The sequence below is a fragment of the Paraburkholderia sp. RL17-380-BIE-A genome, from assembly GCF_046028085.1.
GTDB lineage: Bacteria > Pseudomonadota > Gammaproteobacteria > Burkholderiales > Burkholderiaceae > Paraburkholderia.
Genome location: NZ_JARESQ010000007.1, coordinates 51,036 through 67,615, shown reverse-complemented (window position 1 = coordinate 67,615; position 16,580 = coordinate 51,036). Strand labels below are relative to the sequence as shown.

General features: G+C 64.0%; 16 protein-coding genes and 1 pseudogene. 13 read left to right on the top strand and 4 right to left on the bottom strand.

The genetic code is table 11. The features are described from left to right. Positions 1 to 106 precede the first annotated feature (106 nt). Positions 107 to 595, top strand: coding sequence for an SRPBCC family protein (locus P0D68_RS13855; protein WP_408297012.1), 489 nt, complete (start codon positions 107 to 109; stop codon positions 593 to 595). 260 nt (positions 596 to 855) lie between these two features. Here P0D68_RS13855 and P0D68_RS13850 read toward each other — a convergent pair whose 3' ends face one another. Then, positions 856 to 1,851 (bottom strand): LLM class flavin-dependent oxidoreductase, encoded by a 996-nt coding sequence (locus P0D68_RS13850; protein ID WP_408186201.1) that lies wholly within the window; start codon positions 1,849 to 1,851, stop codon positions 856 to 858. A 307-nt stretch (positions 1,852 to 2,158) separates the two neighbouring features. Here P0D68_RS13850 and P0D68_RS13845 point away from each other — a divergent pair, with 307 nt between their 5' ends. Beyond that, positions 2,159 to 3,238 (top strand): LLM class flavin-dependent oxidoreductase, encoded by a 1,080-nt coding sequence (locus tag P0D68_RS13845; RefSeq protein ID WP_408296945.1) that lies wholly within the window; start codon positions 2,159 to 2,161, stop codon positions 3,236 to 3,238. A gap of 11 nt (positions 3,239 to 3,249) precedes the next feature. Next, on the top strand, positions 3,250 to 4,083 hold the full coding sequence (locus P0D68_RS13840) for a class II aldolase/adducin family protein (protein WP_408296947.1): 834 nt from the start codon (positions 3,250 to 3,252) through the stop codon (positions 4,081 to 4,083). A 62-nt stretch (positions 4,084 to 4,145) separates the two neighbouring features. On the opposite strand, the gene P0D68_RS13835 is transcribed toward P0D68_RS13840, so the two are convergent. Together P0D68_RS13835 and P0D68_RS13830 are read right to left on the bottom strand one after the other, a co-directional pair. Beyond that, positions 4,146 to 4,487: a hypothetical protein gene (locus P0D68_RS13835; protein ID WP_286161952.1), complete on the bottom strand. Its 342-nt coding sequence runs from the start codon at positions 4,485 to 4,487 to the stop codon at positions 4,146 to 4,148. After that, positions 4,484 to 4,849, bottom strand: a complete 366-nt coding sequence (locus P0D68_RS13830; RefSeq protein WP_091795055.1) for a tlde1 domain-containing protein — start codon at positions 4,847 to 4,849, stop codon at positions 4,484 to 4,486. The genes P0D68_RS13835 and P0D68_RS13830 overlap by 4 nt, the downstream gene beginning before the upstream one ends. A 130-nt stretch (positions 4,850 to 4,979) precedes the next feature. On the opposite strand from P0D68_RS13830, the pseudogene P0D68_RS13825 reads away from it, so the two are divergent. Together P0D68_RS13825 and P0D68_RS13820 are read left to right on the top strand one after the other, a co-directional pair. After that, positions 4,980 to 5,309 (top strand): annotated as a pseudogene (locus P0D68_RS13825) (cysteine dioxygenase family protein); the annotation flags it as partial. Further along, positions 5,306 to 6,907 (top strand): rhodanese-related sulfurtransferase, encoded by a 1,602-nt coding sequence (locus P0D68_RS13820; RefSeq protein ID WP_408296950.1) that lies wholly within the window; start codon positions 5,306 to 5,308, stop codon positions 6,905 to 6,907. The pseudogene P0D68_RS13825 and the gene P0D68_RS13820, both read left to right, overlap by 4 nt. A 92-nt stretch (positions 6,908 to 6,999) precedes the next feature. Here P0D68_RS13820 and P0D68_RS13815 read toward each other — a convergent pair whose 3' ends face one another. Further along, the gene (locus P0D68_RS13815; protein WP_408297014.1) at positions 7,000 to 7,911 is read right to left on the bottom strand and encodes a LysR family transcriptional regulator; all 912 of its coding nucleotides are present in this window, start codon (positions 7,909 to 7,911) and stop codon (positions 7,000 to 7,002) included. A 223-nt stretch (positions 7,912 to 8,134) separates the two neighbouring features. Here P0D68_RS13815 and P0D68_RS13810 point away from each other — a divergent pair, with 223 nt between their 5' ends. The 8 genes from P0D68_RS13810 (at position 8,135) to P0D68_RS13775 (ending at position 16,567) form a co-directional block, all read left to right on the top strand. Continuing rightward, the gene (locus P0D68_RS13810; protein WP_408296952.1) at positions 8,135 to 9,082 is read left to right on the top strand and encodes an ABC transporter substrate-binding protein; all 948 of its coding nucleotides are present in this window, start codon (positions 8,135 to 8,137) and stop codon (positions 9,080 to 9,082) included. An 834-nt stretch (positions 9,083 to 9,916) separates the two neighbouring features. Continuing rightward, entirely contained in the window at positions 9,917 to 10,468 is a 552-nt protein-coding gene (locus P0D68_RS13805) for a hypothetical protein (RefSeq protein WP_408296954.1), read from the top strand. A gap of 35 nt (positions 10,469 to 10,503) precedes the next feature. Continuing rightward, complete coding sequence (locus P0D68_RS13800; protein ID WP_091795041.1) at positions 10,504 to 11,457, top strand: patatin-like phospholipase family protein; 954 nt, start codon at positions 10,504 to 10,506, stop codon at positions 11,455 to 11,457. Positions 11,458 to 11,744: 287 nt separating this feature from the next. After that, on the top strand, positions 11,745 to 12,434 hold the full coding sequence (locus tag P0D68_RS13795; RefSeq protein WP_012432581.1) for an ABC transporter permease: 690 nt from the start codon (positions 11,745 to 11,747) through the stop codon (positions 12,432 to 12,434). Between the two features lie 4 nt (positions 12,435 to 12,438). After that, positions 12,439 to 13,152 carry an ABC transporter permease gene (locus tag P0D68_RS13790; protein ID WP_091795039.1) on the top strand — a complete coding sequence of 238 codons (714 nt, stop codon included), beginning with the start codon at positions 12,439 to 12,441 and terminating at the stop codon, positions 13,150 to 13,152. 45 nt (positions 13,153 to 13,197) lie between these two features. Next, positions 13,198 to 14,025, top strand: a complete 828-nt coding sequence (locus P0D68_RS13785) for an ABC transporter ATP-binding protein (RefSeq protein ID WP_091800603.1) — start codon at positions 13,198 to 13,200, stop codon at positions 14,023 to 14,025. A gap of 38 nt (positions 14,026 to 14,063) precedes the next feature. Next, positions 14,064 to 15,113 (top strand): GlxA family transcriptional regulator, encoded by a 1,050-nt coding sequence (locus tag P0D68_RS13780; RefSeq protein WP_091795036.1) that lies wholly within the window; start codon positions 14,064 to 14,066, stop codon positions 15,111 to 15,113. A 218-nt stretch (positions 15,114 to 15,331) separates the two neighbouring features. Next, positions 15,332 to 16,567, top strand: a complete 1,236-nt coding sequence (locus P0D68_RS13775) for an aspartate aminotransferase family protein (RefSeq protein WP_408296957.1) — start codon at positions 15,332 to 15,334, stop codon at positions 16,565 to 16,567. Positions 16,568 to 16,580: the final 13 nt, after the last annotated feature.

The following is a 16,580-nucleotide window of genomic DNA, read 5'->3' as shown; positions in this document are numbered from 1 at the left end:
GGGCGCCCTCGCGCTCTCGATGATAGTGCGGCTCCGGGGCGGCAGGCTGGGCGGCGCCGGAAGTCAGAGCGCGGTGGACGAGAAGAATACTAAGAACGGAGGCAGTTTGCGGACGGTCGAATACCGCTTTTCCACCATCTGGCGCATCGACGCGCCAGTGGAGGAAGTTTGGGCGGCAATCCAGGATTCTGCGCGCTGGCCTGAGTGGTGGAGTAGCGTCGAGCGCGTGGAACAGCTTCAAGCAGGCTCCGATCAGGGCGTGGGCCTTGTACAACGCTATACATGGAAAGGCCGCTTGCCGTATCGCCTCGTGTTCGATATGCGGGTGACGCGCGTCGACCCATTAGTCGCGCTGGAGGGAAAAGCCAGTGGCGACGTCGACGGCGCCGGCAGGTGGAGCTTTTCGACCGACGCACGCAACCATACGAAGGTCCGCTATGACTGGTGTGTGCGCACGAACCGCGCGTGGATGAATGCATTGGCACCGTTGTTGCGGCCCGCTTTTCAATGGAACCACGACGCCGTGATGCGCGAAGGCGGCGCAGCGCTAGCGCGGAGGCTGGACGCACGGCTGCTTGGTATCGAACATGGATGAAGCCAGCGCGGCGCAGACTGAATGCGCTGCGCCGTTTCGCCTTTACCTCGATGGCGTCTCCTGGCATCGATGCAAATGATGTGCTTCAGACGGTCGGGCGGAACGGAATCTGAAGCTGGGCGCCGCCAGATGACGATCGACCCATCGGTCGCTGTTCGGCCAGCAGCAGCCCCTCGCCGTTGCCATTGCCGTTATGCGGGCATTCACACGAGCGTTTCACATCTGACACCCGATGCTCACGCTACATCCGTGCGACGCCTTTACCTACCGGCCGCCAACTCCTCACGCACTTGCGCGCCGATCTCGAATGAACGCAGCCGCGCCTTGTGATCGTAGATCTGCGCGGTGAGCATCAACTCGTCCGCACCGGTTTGATCGATGATCGACTTCAACGCTTCGCGCACCGTATCGCGATCGCCCAGTGCCGTGCAGGCGAGCGAGTGCGCCACGTTATTCAATTCCATCTCCGAGGCCTCGAGCCGCTCGACCGGCGGCTGCAACTGACCCGGCGTGCCGCGCCGCAGATTGATGAACTGCTGCTGCAGCGAGGTGAAAAGACGCTGCGCTTCTTCGTTGGTATCGGCGGCGAACAGATTGACGCCGACCATCGCATACGGTTTCTCCAGCGCCGCCGACGGACGGAATTGCGCGCGATACACCTGCAGCGCGGTCAGCATGTAATCCGGCGCGAAATGCGACGCGAACGCGAACGGCAGGCCGAGCGCCGCGGCGAGTTGAGCGCTGAAGAGCGACGAGCCGAGCAGCCACAGCGGCACGTTCAGCCCCGCGCCCGGCACCGCGCGAATGCGCTGGCCCGGCACGGGGTCGGCGAAATAACGCTGCAATTCGACCACATCGTCAGGGAACGAGTCCGCGCTGTTTTGCAGATCGCGGCGTAGCGCGCGAGCGGTGCTCTGATCGGTGCCGGGCGCGCGGCCGAGGCCCAGATCGATCCGGCCGGGGTACAGCGAGGCAAGCGTGCCGAACTGTTCCGCGATGACGAGCGGCGCATGGTTCGGCAGCATGATGCCGCCCGAGCCGACGCGAATTTTTTTGGTGCCGCCCGCCACGTAGCCGATCACCACCGAGGTCGCCGCACTGGCAATGCCTGTCATGTTGTGATGTTCCGCCAGCCAGAAACGCTGGTAGTTCCAGTTTTCCGCATGCTGGGCGAGGTCGAGCGTATTCCTGAACGCGTCCGCCGGCGTGGCGCCCGCGGTAACCGGCGAGAGGTCGAGGACCGAGAAGGGGATCATTGTCTGTTCACTTGTTGTTTCCGGCGCTTTCGCGCGATGGGGCATTCTCGCAAAGGTTCCGCTTTCCTGCTGACGGTGCCGCGATGTCCACGTTCACGAAAGGGGGTTTGCTAGCGCGCGGCGCCAGGCAGGCGAGACGCATAGATCGAAGCCCGGACCGTTACATGCAAATCCGATATAGATATGGCCGATCAATATTTAACATGCGCATGCCGCGCTGCTACCTTAAACGCCTCGAAGCGAACCATGCATCCGGCCAGCCGCGTCACCGTCCCGCCGGGCAGCAACCATTCAGGGAGACACGCACGTGTCCATCGAATTCATCGGCATGATCCAGACCCGCAAGGTGTCCGAAACGCACGCGGCGCAAGGACCGGTCATCGACATCGACTATGTCGAACAGTTTGCGCGCGCGCATGAGGCCGCCGGCTTCGACCGCGTTCTCGTACCGCATCATTCAACGAGTCCCGATGCGCTGTTGACGGTCGCGCATGCGGCGAGCGTGACCAGCAAGGTGCACTTCATGCTCGCGCATCGGCCGGGTTTTGTCGCGCCGACGCTCGCCGCGCGTCAACTGGCGACGCTCGACCACTATTCGGGCGGCCGGCTCGCGGTTCACATCATCTCGGGTGGCGACGACGCCGAGCAGCGCCGCGACGGCGACTTCCTGTCGCACGACGAACGCTACGCCCGCACCGACGAGTACCTGCATATCCTGCGGCGCATCTGGACCGAGGCCAAACCCTTCGATCACCTCGGCCAGTACTACCGCTTCGAGCAGGGCTTCTCCGAAGTGAAGCCTGTGCAGCAGCCGCATATTCCAGTGTATTTCGGCGGCGCGTCGGCGCCTGCGCTCGAAATCGCCGGCCGTCACGCGGATGTCTATGCGCTATGGGGTGAGTCCAAGGCGCAGGTGCGCGAGCAGGTCGCGCGAGTGCGCGCGCAAGCCGCGAAGCACGGCCGCACGGTGCGATTCTCGGTGTCGTTCCGGCCCATTCTCGCGGCCACCGAAGCGGCGGCCTGGGAGCGCGCGGAACACATCCTCGAAGAAACAAGGCGGCTGCGCGCGGCGCAGGGGATTGGCCGGGGCGGTCCGGCGCAAAGCGAAGGCGCGCGGCGGTTGCTTGCGGCATCGGGCGACTCGGATCGTGTGGACGAGCGCTTGTGGACCGGCGTCGCGAAGGAAATCGGCGGCCGCTCGAATTCGACGGCTCTCGTCGGCACGCCGGAACAGGTGGCCGATACGCTCGCCGAGTATTACGCGCTCGGTGTGTCGACGTTCCTCGTGCGCGGCTTCGATCCGTTGGAAGACGCCATCGACTACGGCCGTGAACTGATTCCCGCCACGCGTGAACGGATTGCGCGCGACGAGCGCGTGGCGGCGTGAACGGAGGCGCGATGACCGACCTTTCTCCCACCGTTGCCACCAAGACCGCCGACGAGCCGCCGGCAATCCAGCGTCACGCGCCGCTGCGCAAATTCTGGTTCGACGAGGTTGCGCCGCGCGAGAGCCTCGCAGCGGAACGCCGCCACCGGCAGGAGCGGCTCGCCGTCGCGTTCCGGCTGTTTGCGCGCTACGGTTTCGATCAGGGGCTCGCCGGCCACATTACCGCGCGCGATCCGGAGTGGCCCGATCACTTCTGGGTGAATCCGTTTGGCAAGCATTTCAGCCGCATTCGTGTGTCGGATCTGCTGCTCGTAAACGCCGAGGGCGAGATCGTGGTCGGCGAGGGCCCGGTGAATCAGGCCGCGTTCGCGATTCACGCGGCGATTCACGAAGCGCGCCCCGACGTGGTCTCGGCGGCCCATACGCATTCGCTGTATGGCAAGGCGTGGTCGTCGCTCGGCCGCACGCTCGATCCGCTGACGCAGGACTCGTGCGCGTTCTATCAGGACCACGCGTTGTTCGACGATTTTCGCGGCGTCGTGCTCGATACCGATGAGGGCGCGCGCATTGCCGCCGCGCTCGGCGAGCGCAAGGCGGTGATCCTGAAGAATCACGGCATTCTCACGGCCGGTCCGAGCGTGGAAGCCGCGGCGTGGTGGTATATCGCGCTCGACAACGCGTGCCACGCGCAACTGCTCGCTGAAGCCGCGGGCACGCCGCAAGCGATTCCACACGACATCGCCACGCTCACGCATGAGCAGGTCGGCCGCCCGGGCGGCGCGCTGTTCGCGTTCCAGAGCCTGCTGGAGGGACTGGTCGAGCACGAACCCGAGGTGCTTACCTGAACCTTTCGCGATGCGCGCTCGCAGCATGTCTGCGGCACTGGCAAAGGGCTGAAATGATCAGACTACTTGATGTCGATTTTTTGCGTCACGACCCACACGACGGGATCGGACATTGAGCACTCTGCCGAACTGGCTTCGCTTGACGTGATGACCTCAATTGCGTGTCCGGTTTGTTCGTAAAAGGTGATGTCGTAGACATCGCGCCAAAGGTCTTTGCCGATTTTTTCCGAGGCGATCCGCACTGCCTTGGTTTTCGAGTCGTCGATTTTGACCGGATCCGTGATACCGACGTTTTTCAGAATGAGCGGCGTTATATTTTTTGGCCAACTCGCGCATTGCGAAGGCGAGCCGGCGAAACACAGGGCAGGGGCCGTCAGCATGGCCACAATGGCGGCGGCCCTCACAGGGTCACCGCGATCGTATGGTCGCCGCTTTCCCAGATGCACCGGCGCGTGACGATATTGACGATCACGCAGCCGTCGGACGCAGCGCCCGGATGAGCGGTGCTGTCGCCGTGAATCATGAAGCCTGAGCGGCGGTAGGTAACAGTGCCAGGTAAAGGTGTGAGTCGCATTGCGTAAGGACCGGCATGTGGATGAGTAAATGGCGCGCCGATCGTCCAGGTTCCTCGCGGAATGGGTCCGATCATGGCCTCATTTTGTCGCGACGGGTTATTTTTTCCTCGCCCGCGTCCGCTATATCCGACTCCGGCAAGAGTGCCGTCGTGCTCGATTCGACCGGTGTTCTGACGGTAGATCCAAGGCATTCGTTCACCTCATTGGCATGTAAGGATCGAGATATTACTGACTCCGGTGTCTCAAAATCGAATTGGTATGCAGGTTGGGAATAAACATGTGTCGCTCATTTGTTTGAGCAATTTCCCGCTACGTGTCGGCTGGGGGCTGATCGGCGTACTACGTGGCGCGGAAATTGCGCAGGGGTATCGTGTCACCGCCGACGGCGCGCTAGAGGAAGAGGGTGCGGCAAAACGGCTCGATGCCGGCGCGGTGGATGCGGTGTCGCCGAGCATTGGCGATATCCATCGCGTGAGTAACGCTTTTGGTGACCGTACGTCGATCAGCATTCACGTGTACGGTGCAAATATCGGCGCGGTGAAACGGTCCGTCTATCCGGGCGGCGCCGCCCGCAAGCTGTTTATTTCCGGCTACGCAAACGACGTGTTGCCGAATATCTGGAATGTAGCGAAGGAGTCTCCGATCTCATGAGTTTCGTTCAGGCATTTCGTACCCGATCATTCGAAGATGTGCGCTACGCACTGCTCGAGCACGAGGAAATCGCGCTCGTGGACGTGCGCGAGGAAGATCCGCACGCCCGCAGTCATCCGCTGTTTGCAGCGAATCTGCCGCTTTCGCGGCTCGAACTCGACGCGCCGGTGCGTTTGCCGCGCCAGGCCGTGCCGATTGTGGTGTTCGACGCCGGTGAAGGGCTCGCCGAGCGCGCCGCGCGCCGTTTGACCGAGTTGGGTTATACCGACGTCGCCCTGCTTGAAGGCGGTTTGCAAGGCTGGCGCGAGGCCGGCGGCGAGTTGTTCCAGGACGTCAACGTGCCGAGCAAGGCATTTGGCGAACTGGTGGAAAGCGAGCGCCATACGCCGTCGCTCGCCGCGCCGCAAGTGCAGGCGCTGCTCGACCATGAAGCCGACGTGGTGGTGCTCGACGCCCGCCGCTTCGACGAATATCACACCATGAATATTCCCGGCAGCGTCAGCGTGCCGGGCGCCGAACTGGTGCTGCGCGCCCGCCAGCTCGCGCCGGATCCGGCTACGCGGATCATTGTCAATTGCGCGGGGCGCACGCGCAGCATTATCGGCGCGCAGTCGCTGATCAATGCGGGCGTGCCGAATCCGGTTGCGGCGCTGCGCAATGGCACGATCGGCTGGACGCTGGCCGGGCAGGCGCTTGCGCACGGCAGTTCGCGCCGCTTCGAGCCGATCGTCGACGATAAGGTGCGTCTGGCCGCCGCCGACTCCGCGCGCGCGGTGGCGGATCGCGCGAGGGTGGGCCGCACCTCACGCGACGAAGCGCGCCGCTGGGCCGGCGAAGCCGTGCGCACCGTGTATCGCTTCGACGTGCGCACGCCGGAAGAATACGAAGCGGGTCACGTGCCCGGTTTTCGTAGCGCGCCGGGCGGCCAGCTCGTGCAGGAAACCGATATGTTCGCGCCGGTGCGCGGCGCGCGCGTGATCCTTGCGGATAACGACGGCGTGCGTGCCAACATGACCGCGTCGTGGCTCGCGCAGATGAATGTCGACGTGTATGTCGTCGATGGTTTGACGGCCGCCGACTTCGGCGAAAAAGGCGCGGCGCCCACGGCCCGTCATGCGCCCACGCCGCCCGATGCCGACGAAATTGCCGCGGCTGAACTCGTCACGCTGTTGCAATCGCCAGGCACGGCGGTGCTCGACTTCACTACCAGCGCCAATTACGTGAAGCGGCATATTCCCGGCGCGTGGTTCGTGATTCGCGGCGAACTGGAAAAGGCGCTGCTCAAGCTTCCCGATGCGCAGCGCTACGTGGTGACCTGCGGAAGTAGTCTGCTCGCGCGTTTTGCGGCGCCTGACGTCGCGGCATTGACCGGCAAGCCGGTGCAGGTGCTAAGCGGCGGCACGGCGGCGTGGATCGAGGCCGGCTTGCCCGTCGAGAGCGGCGAGACGCGACTGGCGTCACCGCGTATCGATCGCTACCGGCGTCCTTATGAGGGCACGGATAACGCGCGCGAGGCGATGAATGCGTATCTGGAGTGGGAATATGGTCTTGTCGCGCAGCTTGGGCGCGATGGTACGCATGGGTTCCGCGTGATCTGAGCGGCTGGCTTGCAGCGAGTGCTCGAAGTGCTCGCAACGCTCGCAGCAGCAGTTGAGTCAGATAATCGAAACAGCAGGGCGCCGCGCGCGTTTCAGGCCGCGCGCTGCGCTCGCGCTTCCTTGAACTGCCGCTCGATCGCGGCGCCGAAGCGCTCCACAGGCTGCTGCAATTTGCCGAGCACGCGCGGCTGCACGAGCCAGATGTCGATGAGTGGCTTGAAGTCGCTGATCGAGACGAGATCGAGCGCATTCGCATGAGCGCTTGCCTGCAGGAGCGGCAGCGGCACGAGACCGAGGCCGTTGCCGTCGGCGACGAGCTGCAATTGCAACTCGGTGCCGGGCGTTTCCAGGTTCAGCTTGAGAGCGAGCCCGAGGCCGGTGAGTGCGCGCTGCAAACCATCGCGGAATCCGCAGCCGTCCGGATTCAACACCCAACCGATCGACTGGCATTCCGTCAGCGTGTGCGCACGTTTTTTCAGCAGGCCTTTCTGCGCGACGACGGCCAGTTTGATGCGGCCAAGCGAGCGGGCCGATAGCGCCACGTCGAAGGTCTTGTTGCTGGGCAGCAGGATCGCGGCGGCGTCGAGTTCGCCCTGTTCGACGCGTTGCAGCAACTGGCCGCCCCAACCGGTCGAGGCACGCGCCTGCAGGCCGGGATAGTCCCCTTTCAGGCCGCGTATCGCTTCGCTGAGCGCGATATCGGCGATCGTTTGCGCGACGCCGAGGCGCAGCGTGCCGACCGGCGGCGTGTCGGCGGCGACGATCTCGCGCAGCACGTCGAGTTCGCGCTGGATCACACGGCATTGCTCATAGACGATGCGTCCCGTGGCCGTTGCCTTCAGCGGCCGCGTATTACGGTCGAGCAATTCGACGCCGAGCGCTTCTTCGAAATTTTGCAGACGGCGCGTGATGGCCGGTTGCGTGAGGCCGAGCGAGAGCGCCGCCTGCTGCAGCGACTCACAGCGAATCACGGTGACGTAGGCGTCGATTTCGTCGATCTTCATGATGAGCGGTGACCAATGATGGCGCGAAAGAATGCGCTCGATCATACCCGTATCGGTTCGCGCTCACCGCTTGTCGCCGAAGAAAATTCGCATATTTGCTTAGCAGAATAATGCGTTTGTCTTATACAAAGGCGTGCCTTATCGTCGTTGCAAATCCACTCGATGCGACGATGTACGCGCTGCCATGACGACTTCTCGTTTTTCTTCTGCAATCCGATCTGTTATGCAACGCGTGAAGTTGCTGCCGGCTGGCGCTGCCGCGCTTGCGGTGTCAGCGTCGCTATGTGCCGCGCCATCTTATGCGGCCGATGTCCCCGTGCTCAAGGTCGGCGACCAGTCCTTGCAAACGCGCGGCATTCTCGAAGCGTCAGGCCAGTTGAAAGACCTGCCGTACAAGATCGAATGGTTCAACTTTCCGGCCGCGCAGCCGCTCGGCGAAGCGTTGAATGCGGGCGCGGTCGACGTCGGCGGTCTCGGCGATGCGCCGCTGGTGTTCGCCCTTGCCGCGGGTGCGCGGGTGAGAGCGGTCGCGGCGACACGCTCGACGCCGCTGGATCTGGCGATCGTGGTCGGCGCGCATTCGCCGCTGAACGACGCCGCGAGTCTGAAGGGCAAACGCATTGCCACGACGCGCGGCTCGATCGGCCACTACCTCGCGCTCGCCGCGTTGAAGAAAGCCAACGTGCCGCTCGCCGACGTCACCTTCGTGTTCCTCGCGCCGGCCGACGCGAAAGCGGCGCTCGCCTCGGGCAGCGTCGACGCCTGGTCGGTGTGGGACCCGTACACCGCGCTCGGCGAAGCGCGCGATCACGACCGCATCATCGCCAACGGCGTGGGCCTCTCGGAAGGTCTCAGCTATCAGGTGGCGACAGAACGCGCGATCGCCGACAAGCGCACGCAGCTCGCCGACTTTTTGCGGCGCGTAGCGATCGGCCAGCGCTGGGCGCTCTCGCATCCCGACGAGGTCGCGGCGATGCAGTCGCGCGTCACGGGTTTGCCGACCGATGTGCTGAAGACCGTCTATCAGCGCGGCCAGGTGCATCCGGTGGCGATCGACGACAGCGTCGTGGCCGCGCAGCAGCGCACGGCGGACACCTACGAAGCGGCCAATGTGATCCGCGCGCATCTGGACGTGCGGCCGAGCTTCGACCGCAGTTTCCCTTTGCCTTGATGCGGCCGACAGGCATTTGCGCATGAATGCCCGTGATTGCCGACAGCGCCGTGACACGGCGTCATCGCCCGCTCGATAGCCATGCATTCGACGCTTGCTGACGCAACTCATGAACGAGTTCGCCGCAAGCGTCGCGCACCGCGACCGCAAGGCTGAATTCCCGCACGCCAATCTCGCGCGCTGCGCGTGCGCGGTCGGCATTCCTATGAAAGCGCTGCCACTCAAAGCAAATCATCTGCCGATTCGGTGTAAACGCGCTCTCGTCTAAATCCGCCAATCCGTTTAGATTAGCTGCACTTGGAAGGCTTATCGAGGGACCAGGGCGGCCAGTCAAGCAGCGGTTTGCCATTCCGGCGATGGCGCGAGGTGAGCAGCCAAGGTTGCTCACCGCTTCGTCCGGGACCAGACCGCTGCGCGTCGTCCGTGGCGCTTCGTTTTTAGTCGGCCGGACGGCCGATTTTACTTTCCCGGTCGACCGTATCGACCGACCCGGCGACGCTTTGCACAGCGTCGCCTTTTTGCTTGTGGCCACCGTTTTCGCGCGCGATTTTCGCGTGTGGCCCGCGCGTCGCCCGTACGGCCGGAGCCTCACCTTCGCGTGGCCTTCCGCCGCCGCCGACTTCGCCTCACGGCTTCTAACTCCGCAGCTTCTAACTTCGCCTCCGCGGCATCCGTCTCCGCCTCTGCCTACGTCACCGTTGCGCACCCTGTGCGACTGCGCACACCGCCGTGCGGCGCCCGCTCGCGGTTTTGCCCGTGCGCGGTTATCCTGTAGCGGACACTACACAACAGGATGCGGGCCTTCGCGGGCCACATCCGAACAGGAAATCCGCTGTGAGCCTGAAACTGCTTACTGTCGCCATGCTGGCCGCGTCCGTCGCGTTGACCGGTTGCGACGACCAACAGAGCGACCGCGCCGTGCAAAAACTCAAGGAATTCTTCAACGCCGTCAAACCGGACGCGTTACTGCTCAAGGACATGACGCCGGGCGTCACGACCGAAGCGCAGATCCGCGACCAGATAGGCAAGCCGGAAACCGAGCGCACCTTCACCGACGGTTCGAAACGCTTCGAATATCCGCGCGGCCCGCAAGGCTTGAATACGTACATGGTCGACATCGATCGCGACGGTAAATTGCAGGCCATCACGCAGGTGCTGACGGCGGCCAACTTCGCAAAGATCCGCATCGGCATGAGCGAGGACGAAGTGCGCCGCCTGCTCGGCAAGCCCGGCCAGGTCGCGGTGTTTCCGCTCAAGCCGGAAACCGTGTGGAGCTGGAAGTGGCGCGAAGGCGGCGTGACCGAAGAAGGGATTTTCAACGTGCATTTCGACCAGTATCAGAAGGTGTACACGACATCGCGCTCTGACGTGATTCGTGGGCGATAGCGGTGAGTGATAAAAGAGAGCAAGCGGGGAAGATCATGATACGTCGACGTCGATACAGCCGGATCGGGCTGGTGTTGGGGGGCGGCGCCGCGCGCGGCTGGGCGCATATCGGCGCGATTCGCGCGCTGCACGATGCGGGCATCCGGCCCGATGTGGTCTGCGGCACGTCGATCGGCGCGCTGGTGGGCGCGGTGTATGCGAACGGCGATCTCGACTGGCTGGAAGAGTGGGTCTCGCGGCTCACCTGGCAGACGGTGGTGCGCCTGCTCGATCTGCGGCTTTCGGGCGGCCTGCTCGGCGGGCGCAAGGTGATCCAGTTGTTCGCCGACAAGTTCAACGGCCGTTCGATCGCGCAGTTGAACATGCCGTTCGCGGCGGTCGCGACCGAACTCGACTCGGGCCGCGAAAGCTGGCTGCAGGACGGCAGTGTGGTCGAGGCGGTGCGCGCCTCGATTGCGATTCCCGGCATTTTCACGCCGGTGTGGCACAACGGCGTCTGGCTGGTGGACGGTGGTTTGAGCAACCCGGTGCCGGTTTCGGTGGCGCGGGGCATGCGCGCGGATTGCGTGATCGCTGTCGATCTGAACAACGATATCCTGAACGGCCGCGATTTCGGCGGCGCGGTGGTCGATACGCCGGCCATCGACCCGGCCGAGCCGCAGGCGGTCGCGCTGCGCCGCAACGGCAAGCCCTGGCCACGCTGGCTCGCGCCCGCCGATGCGCGCGTCACGGACGACGTGCGCGTGCCGCCCGCGCCGAGCGCGCGCGTGCCGTCCATGCTGAGTTCGATCGCACAAAGCATCGACATCATGCAGGTGCGGATTACGCGCAGCCGTCTGGCGGGCGAACCGGCGGACATTCTGATCCAGCCGCGGCTGGGCGGCATGGGGATCTTCGATTTTCATCGCGCGGCGCCTGCCATCGAGGAGGGGCGCGCGGCGGTGGAGCACATGCTGCCGGCGATTCGGGCGCGCCTGGGCATCGATTAGGGGGTTCCGGCGGTCCGCCGTCTATCGAAAAAGCGACCCGAAACTTGCTAAATCGCGGCGGCGCTCGCCTCGCGCTGCCTGCCTTACAAATTCCCACAACCCTCAAAACCAAGCCCTGCACGCCGTGCAACGCGCCAAAGGCCGCTCTGTTGCGTTGCAGCAAAACGCCCGTGCGCCTTTGAGAATTTAATTTTCGCTTGCGAGACTCCGCGCCATGCTGGACGAGTCGGGCAGGCATGAGCCGACACCGTCCGAGACATCCTCAAACAACCTGGATGGAGACACGCGTGTTCCTATACGGCTTTGGCCCGGTGTTGCTGGCCGGCACGATCCAGACGATCGAGCTGTCCGTCCTGTCGCTGGCGGCCGCCGTGCTGCTCGGCCTCGCGGGCGCGGCGGCGAAACTTTCGTTCAACCGCCCGCTGCGGGCAATCGCGACCGGCTACACGACGCTGATCCGCTCGGTGCCCGACCTCGTGCTGATGCTGCTGCTGTTCTACAGCATCCAGATCGCGGTCAACAATCTCACCGACGCGCTCAATCTCCCGCAGTTCGATATCGATCCGTTCGTGGCCGGCGTGCTGACGCTCGGCTTCATCTACGGCGCGTACTTCACCGAGACCTTCCGCGGCGCCTTTCTCGCCGTGCCGCGCGGCCAGCTCGAAGCGGGCAGCGCGTACGGCATGAGCGGCGCGCGCGTATTCACGCGCATCCTGTTTCCGCAGATGATGCGTTTCGCGCTGCCGGGCATCGGCAACAACTGGCAGGTGCTGGTGAAGGCCACCGCGCTGGTGTCGATCATCGGTCTCGCCGACGTCGTCAAAGCCGCGCAGGACGCCGGCAAAAGCACCTTCAACATGTTTTTCTTCATCCTGGTCGCCGCGCTGATCTATCTGGCGATCACCACCGCTTCGAATCTCGTGCTGATCTGGTTGGAAAAGCGCTATTCGATCGGTGTGCGGCACGCGGAGCTTTAAGACCATGATCGACATTCTCAATGAATTCTGGCGCGCGTTTCTGTACTGGGACGGCCAGCGCATCTCCGGTCTCGCGGTCACGCTGTGGCTGCTGGTGGCGTCGGTCGGGATCGGCTTCTGCGCGGCGATTCCGCTGGCGGTGGCGCGCGTGTCGAAGAAGCGCTGGCTCTCCACGCCAGTGCGTCTTTACACTTACGTGTTTCGCGGCACGCCGCTGTACGTGCAACTGCTGCTCATCTACACCGGCATGTACAGCCTCGAATTCGTGCGCTCGCATCAACTGCTGGACGCGTTTTTCCGCAGCGGTTTTCACTGCGCGATTCTCGCCTTCGCATTGAACACCTGCGCGTACACCACGGAAATTTTCGCCGGCGCGATCCGTTCGACCTCGCACGGCGAAGTGGAAGCGGCGCGCGCCTATGGCATGAGCTGGTTCACGATGTACCGCCGCATTGTGATACCGTCCGCGCTGCGCCGGGCCTTGCCGTTGTACAGTAACGAAGTGATCCTGATGCTGCACGCCACCACGGTCGCTTTCACGGCCACGGTGCCGGACATCCTGAAGGTGGCGCGCGACGCGAACTCGGCCACTTACCAGTCGTTCGACGCGTTCGGCCTCGCGGCGCTGATCTATCTGGTGGTGTCGTTCGTGCTGGTGGCGCTGTTCCGCCGCGCCGAGCGCCATTGGCTGGGCTATCTCGCGGTGCGCACGCATTGAAACGCGCCGTGTTTGCAGTGGGCGGCGCGGCAGTCGCGCCCCGTCATGAAGATTGATCCGTATTTTCAAAGGGAGAGCATCTTGCTCCACACGACTCAAACCGAAGCTTGCAAGCTCGCCGTACAGGACATCCACAAGCGCTACGGCGACAACGAAGTGCTCAAGGGCGTGTCGCTCAATGCGAACAAGGGCGACGTGATCAGCATTATCGGTGCGAGCGGGTCGGGTAAGAGCACCTTTCTGCGCTGCATCAATTTTCTCGAGCGGCCGAACGCCGGGCAGATCGTCGTCGACGGCGAAGCGGTGAAGACCAAAACCGACCGCGCCGGCAATCTCGAAGTCGCGGATCACAAGCAGTTGCAGCGCATCCGCACGAAGCTCGCCATGGTGTTCCAGCACTTCAACCTGTGGGCGCACATGAACGTGATCGAGAACATCATCGAAGCGCCGATTCATGTTCTGGGTCTGAAGCGCAAGGAAGCCGAAGACCGCGCGCGTGAGTATCTCGAGAAGGTCGGTCTTGCACCTCGCCTCGAAAAGCAGTATCCGTCGCATCTGTCGGGCGGTCAGCAACAGCGCGTGGCGATTGCCCGCGCGCTGGCCATGAACCCCGACGTGATGCTGTTCGACGAACCGACTTCGGCGCTCGACCCCGAACTGGTCGGCGAAGTGCTGAAGGTCATGCAGAAGCTCGCCGAAGAAGGCCGCACCATGATCGTCGTCACGCACGAAATGGGTTTCGCGCGCAACGTGTCGAACCATGTGATGTTCCTGCATCAAGGCCGCACCGAAGAAGAAGGCCTGCCCGCGGAAGTCCTGAGCGCGCCGCGCAGCGAGCGGCTCAAGCAGTTCCTTTCCGGCAGCCTGAAGTAACGCGCGGCTCGCGCCGTAGCGTTTAACCCGTTTCAGCGATGGCTCGCACGTCCAGCCCGGCTCGCACCACGCAAGTCGCTATCGTCGCCTTGCCGCCCGTGTCGATGTCGGGCGTCGGGCCGATTGTCGACGCCCTCAATCTCGCCAATGAAATCGACGGCCGCGCGCTCTACCGCGTGCAGGTCTGCTCGTGGGACGGCCGCGCGGTGCCGCTCGCGGGCGGCGCGCAATGGCCGGCCGATGCCGCTTTCGGCGACGCGATCGCGTGCGACTGGCTGATCATCGTCAGCGAGCGGTTTCAGCAGTTCGCCGACTATCGCCTCTTTCTCGCCAGCCTCTCGCGGGTCGGTCAGCGCACGCCGCTCGTCACCGGCATTCACCACGGCGTGTGGTGGCTCGCCATGGCAGGGCAGTTGTCCGGCTACCGCGTGAGCGTCAACTGGGAAACCTATCAGCAGTTCTCCGAGCAGTTCGAACGCTCCATCGTCACGCAGCAGATCTTTGAAATCGACCGCGATCGCGCCACCTGCGCGGGCGGCCAGGCGACCGTCGACTTCATGCTGGCGATGATCGGCCGCGAGCACGGCCCCGAACTCGCGGATCGCATTGCGGATACGCTCGGCGTCGGCGCGTTGCGCGCGGGCGAGGAGCGTCAGCGCATTCCGTTCGTCACCGCGCCGGGCGAGCGCCATCCGCGCCTGAACGACGCCTTGCTGCTGATGGAAGCGAATATCGAAGATCCGCTCACCACCGACGAGATCGCGGGTCTGGTGGGCGTGTCGCGGCGGCAGCTGGAGCGCCTCTTTCGTCAGTATCTCGGCTCGATGCCGTCCAAATACTATCTGGGGCTGCGGCTTTCGAAAGCGCGCACGCAATTGCAGCGCACCAGTAAATCGGTGGTGCAGATCAGCCTCGCTTGCGGGTTTTCGTCGGCGGCGCACTTTTCGAATGCGTACCGCGAACGCTTTGGTGTCACGCCGCGAGAGGATCGTCGCAACTGGATCGACAAGCAGACCGGCGCGAGCGGCGCCGCGGCCAGCGAGCCGCGGCCGGGCGCGCTGATCGAGCGGCCGGATCAGGTGGACTGAAGCGCGGGCCAAGGCGCGGACCGCGGCAAGGGCTGAAACGAGACCCAAAGCGCGGCCCGAGGCAAGGGCCCGAAGCGCGGATTCAAGCCCGCTGCTCATTCACCGAACGCCGCCCGCTCGCGTGGAAGCTCATAGAAAGCGTCGCGTATGCGCAAGACGTATCGGGCGCAGTTACCTACACTAGCTGTATTACCTCTCACCTGTAACGAGGATTTGCCATGAACGACCTGACAGTGACACGCCAGACCTTCGACGAAGTCATGGTGCCGGTGTTTTCTCCCGCCGCCTTCGTGCCGGATCGCGGTCTCGGCTCACGCGTCTGGGATACGCAAGGCCGCGACTATATCGACTTCGCCGGCGGCATCGCCGTCACTGCGCTCGGTCATGCGCATCCCGAACTGCTGAAAGTGCTGCACGATCAGGGCGGCAAACTGTGGCACATCGGCAATGGCTACACCAACGAGCCGGTGCTGCGTCTGGCCAAACGCCTCGAAGAGCTGACTTTCGCCGACCGCGCATTCTTCGCCAACTCGGGCGCGGAAGCGAATGAAGCCGCGTTGAAGCTGGCACGCCGCGTCGCGTTCGATCGCCACGGCGCCGACAAGATCGAAATCATCTCGTTTACGCAGTCGTTTCACGGCCGCACTTTCTTCACGGTGAGCGTCGGCGGGCAGCCGAAGTATTCGGAAGGCTTCGGCCCGGTGCCGGCCGGCATCACCCACTTGCCCTACAACGATATCGAAGCGGCGAAGAAAGCCATCGGCGCGCAAACCTGCGCGGTGATCGTCGAGCCGATTCAGGGCGAAGGCGGCGTGATCCCGGCGGATCCGGCGTTCCTGAAGGCACTGCGCGAAGCCTGCGATCAGCATGGCGCACTGTTGATTTTTGACGAGGTACAAACGGGTGTGGGCCGCAGCGGCTATTTCTACGCGTACCAGGAAACCGGCGTGACGCCGGACATCCTGACCACCGCCAAGGCGCTCGGCAATGGCTTCCCGATCGGCGCGATGCTGACCACCACTGAACTGGCCGCGCATTTCAAGGTCGGCGTGCACGGCACGACGTACGGCGGCAATCCGCTCGGCGCGGCGATCGCCGAAAAGGTCGTCGAACTGGTCAGCGATCCGAAGGTGCTCGAAGGCGTGCGTTCGCGTAGCGTTGCGCTGAAGGGCCACCTCGCGAAGCTCAACGATCGCTTCGGCCTGTTCAAGGAAGTGCGCGGCAGGGGCCTGTTGATCGGTGCGGAACTGACCGACGCATTCAAGGGCCGCGCGAAAGACTTCGTCACGGCCGCTGGCCAGCATGGCGTGATCATGTTGATGGCCGGTCCTGACGTGCTGCGTTTCGTGCCGTCGCTGATCATGCCGCTCGACGACATGAACGAGGGCTTCGCGCGTCTGACCCAGGCGATCGAAGGCATCGTCGGCGCGAAAGCTGAAGCGGCGTCGCACTGAGCCGCAGCATTGA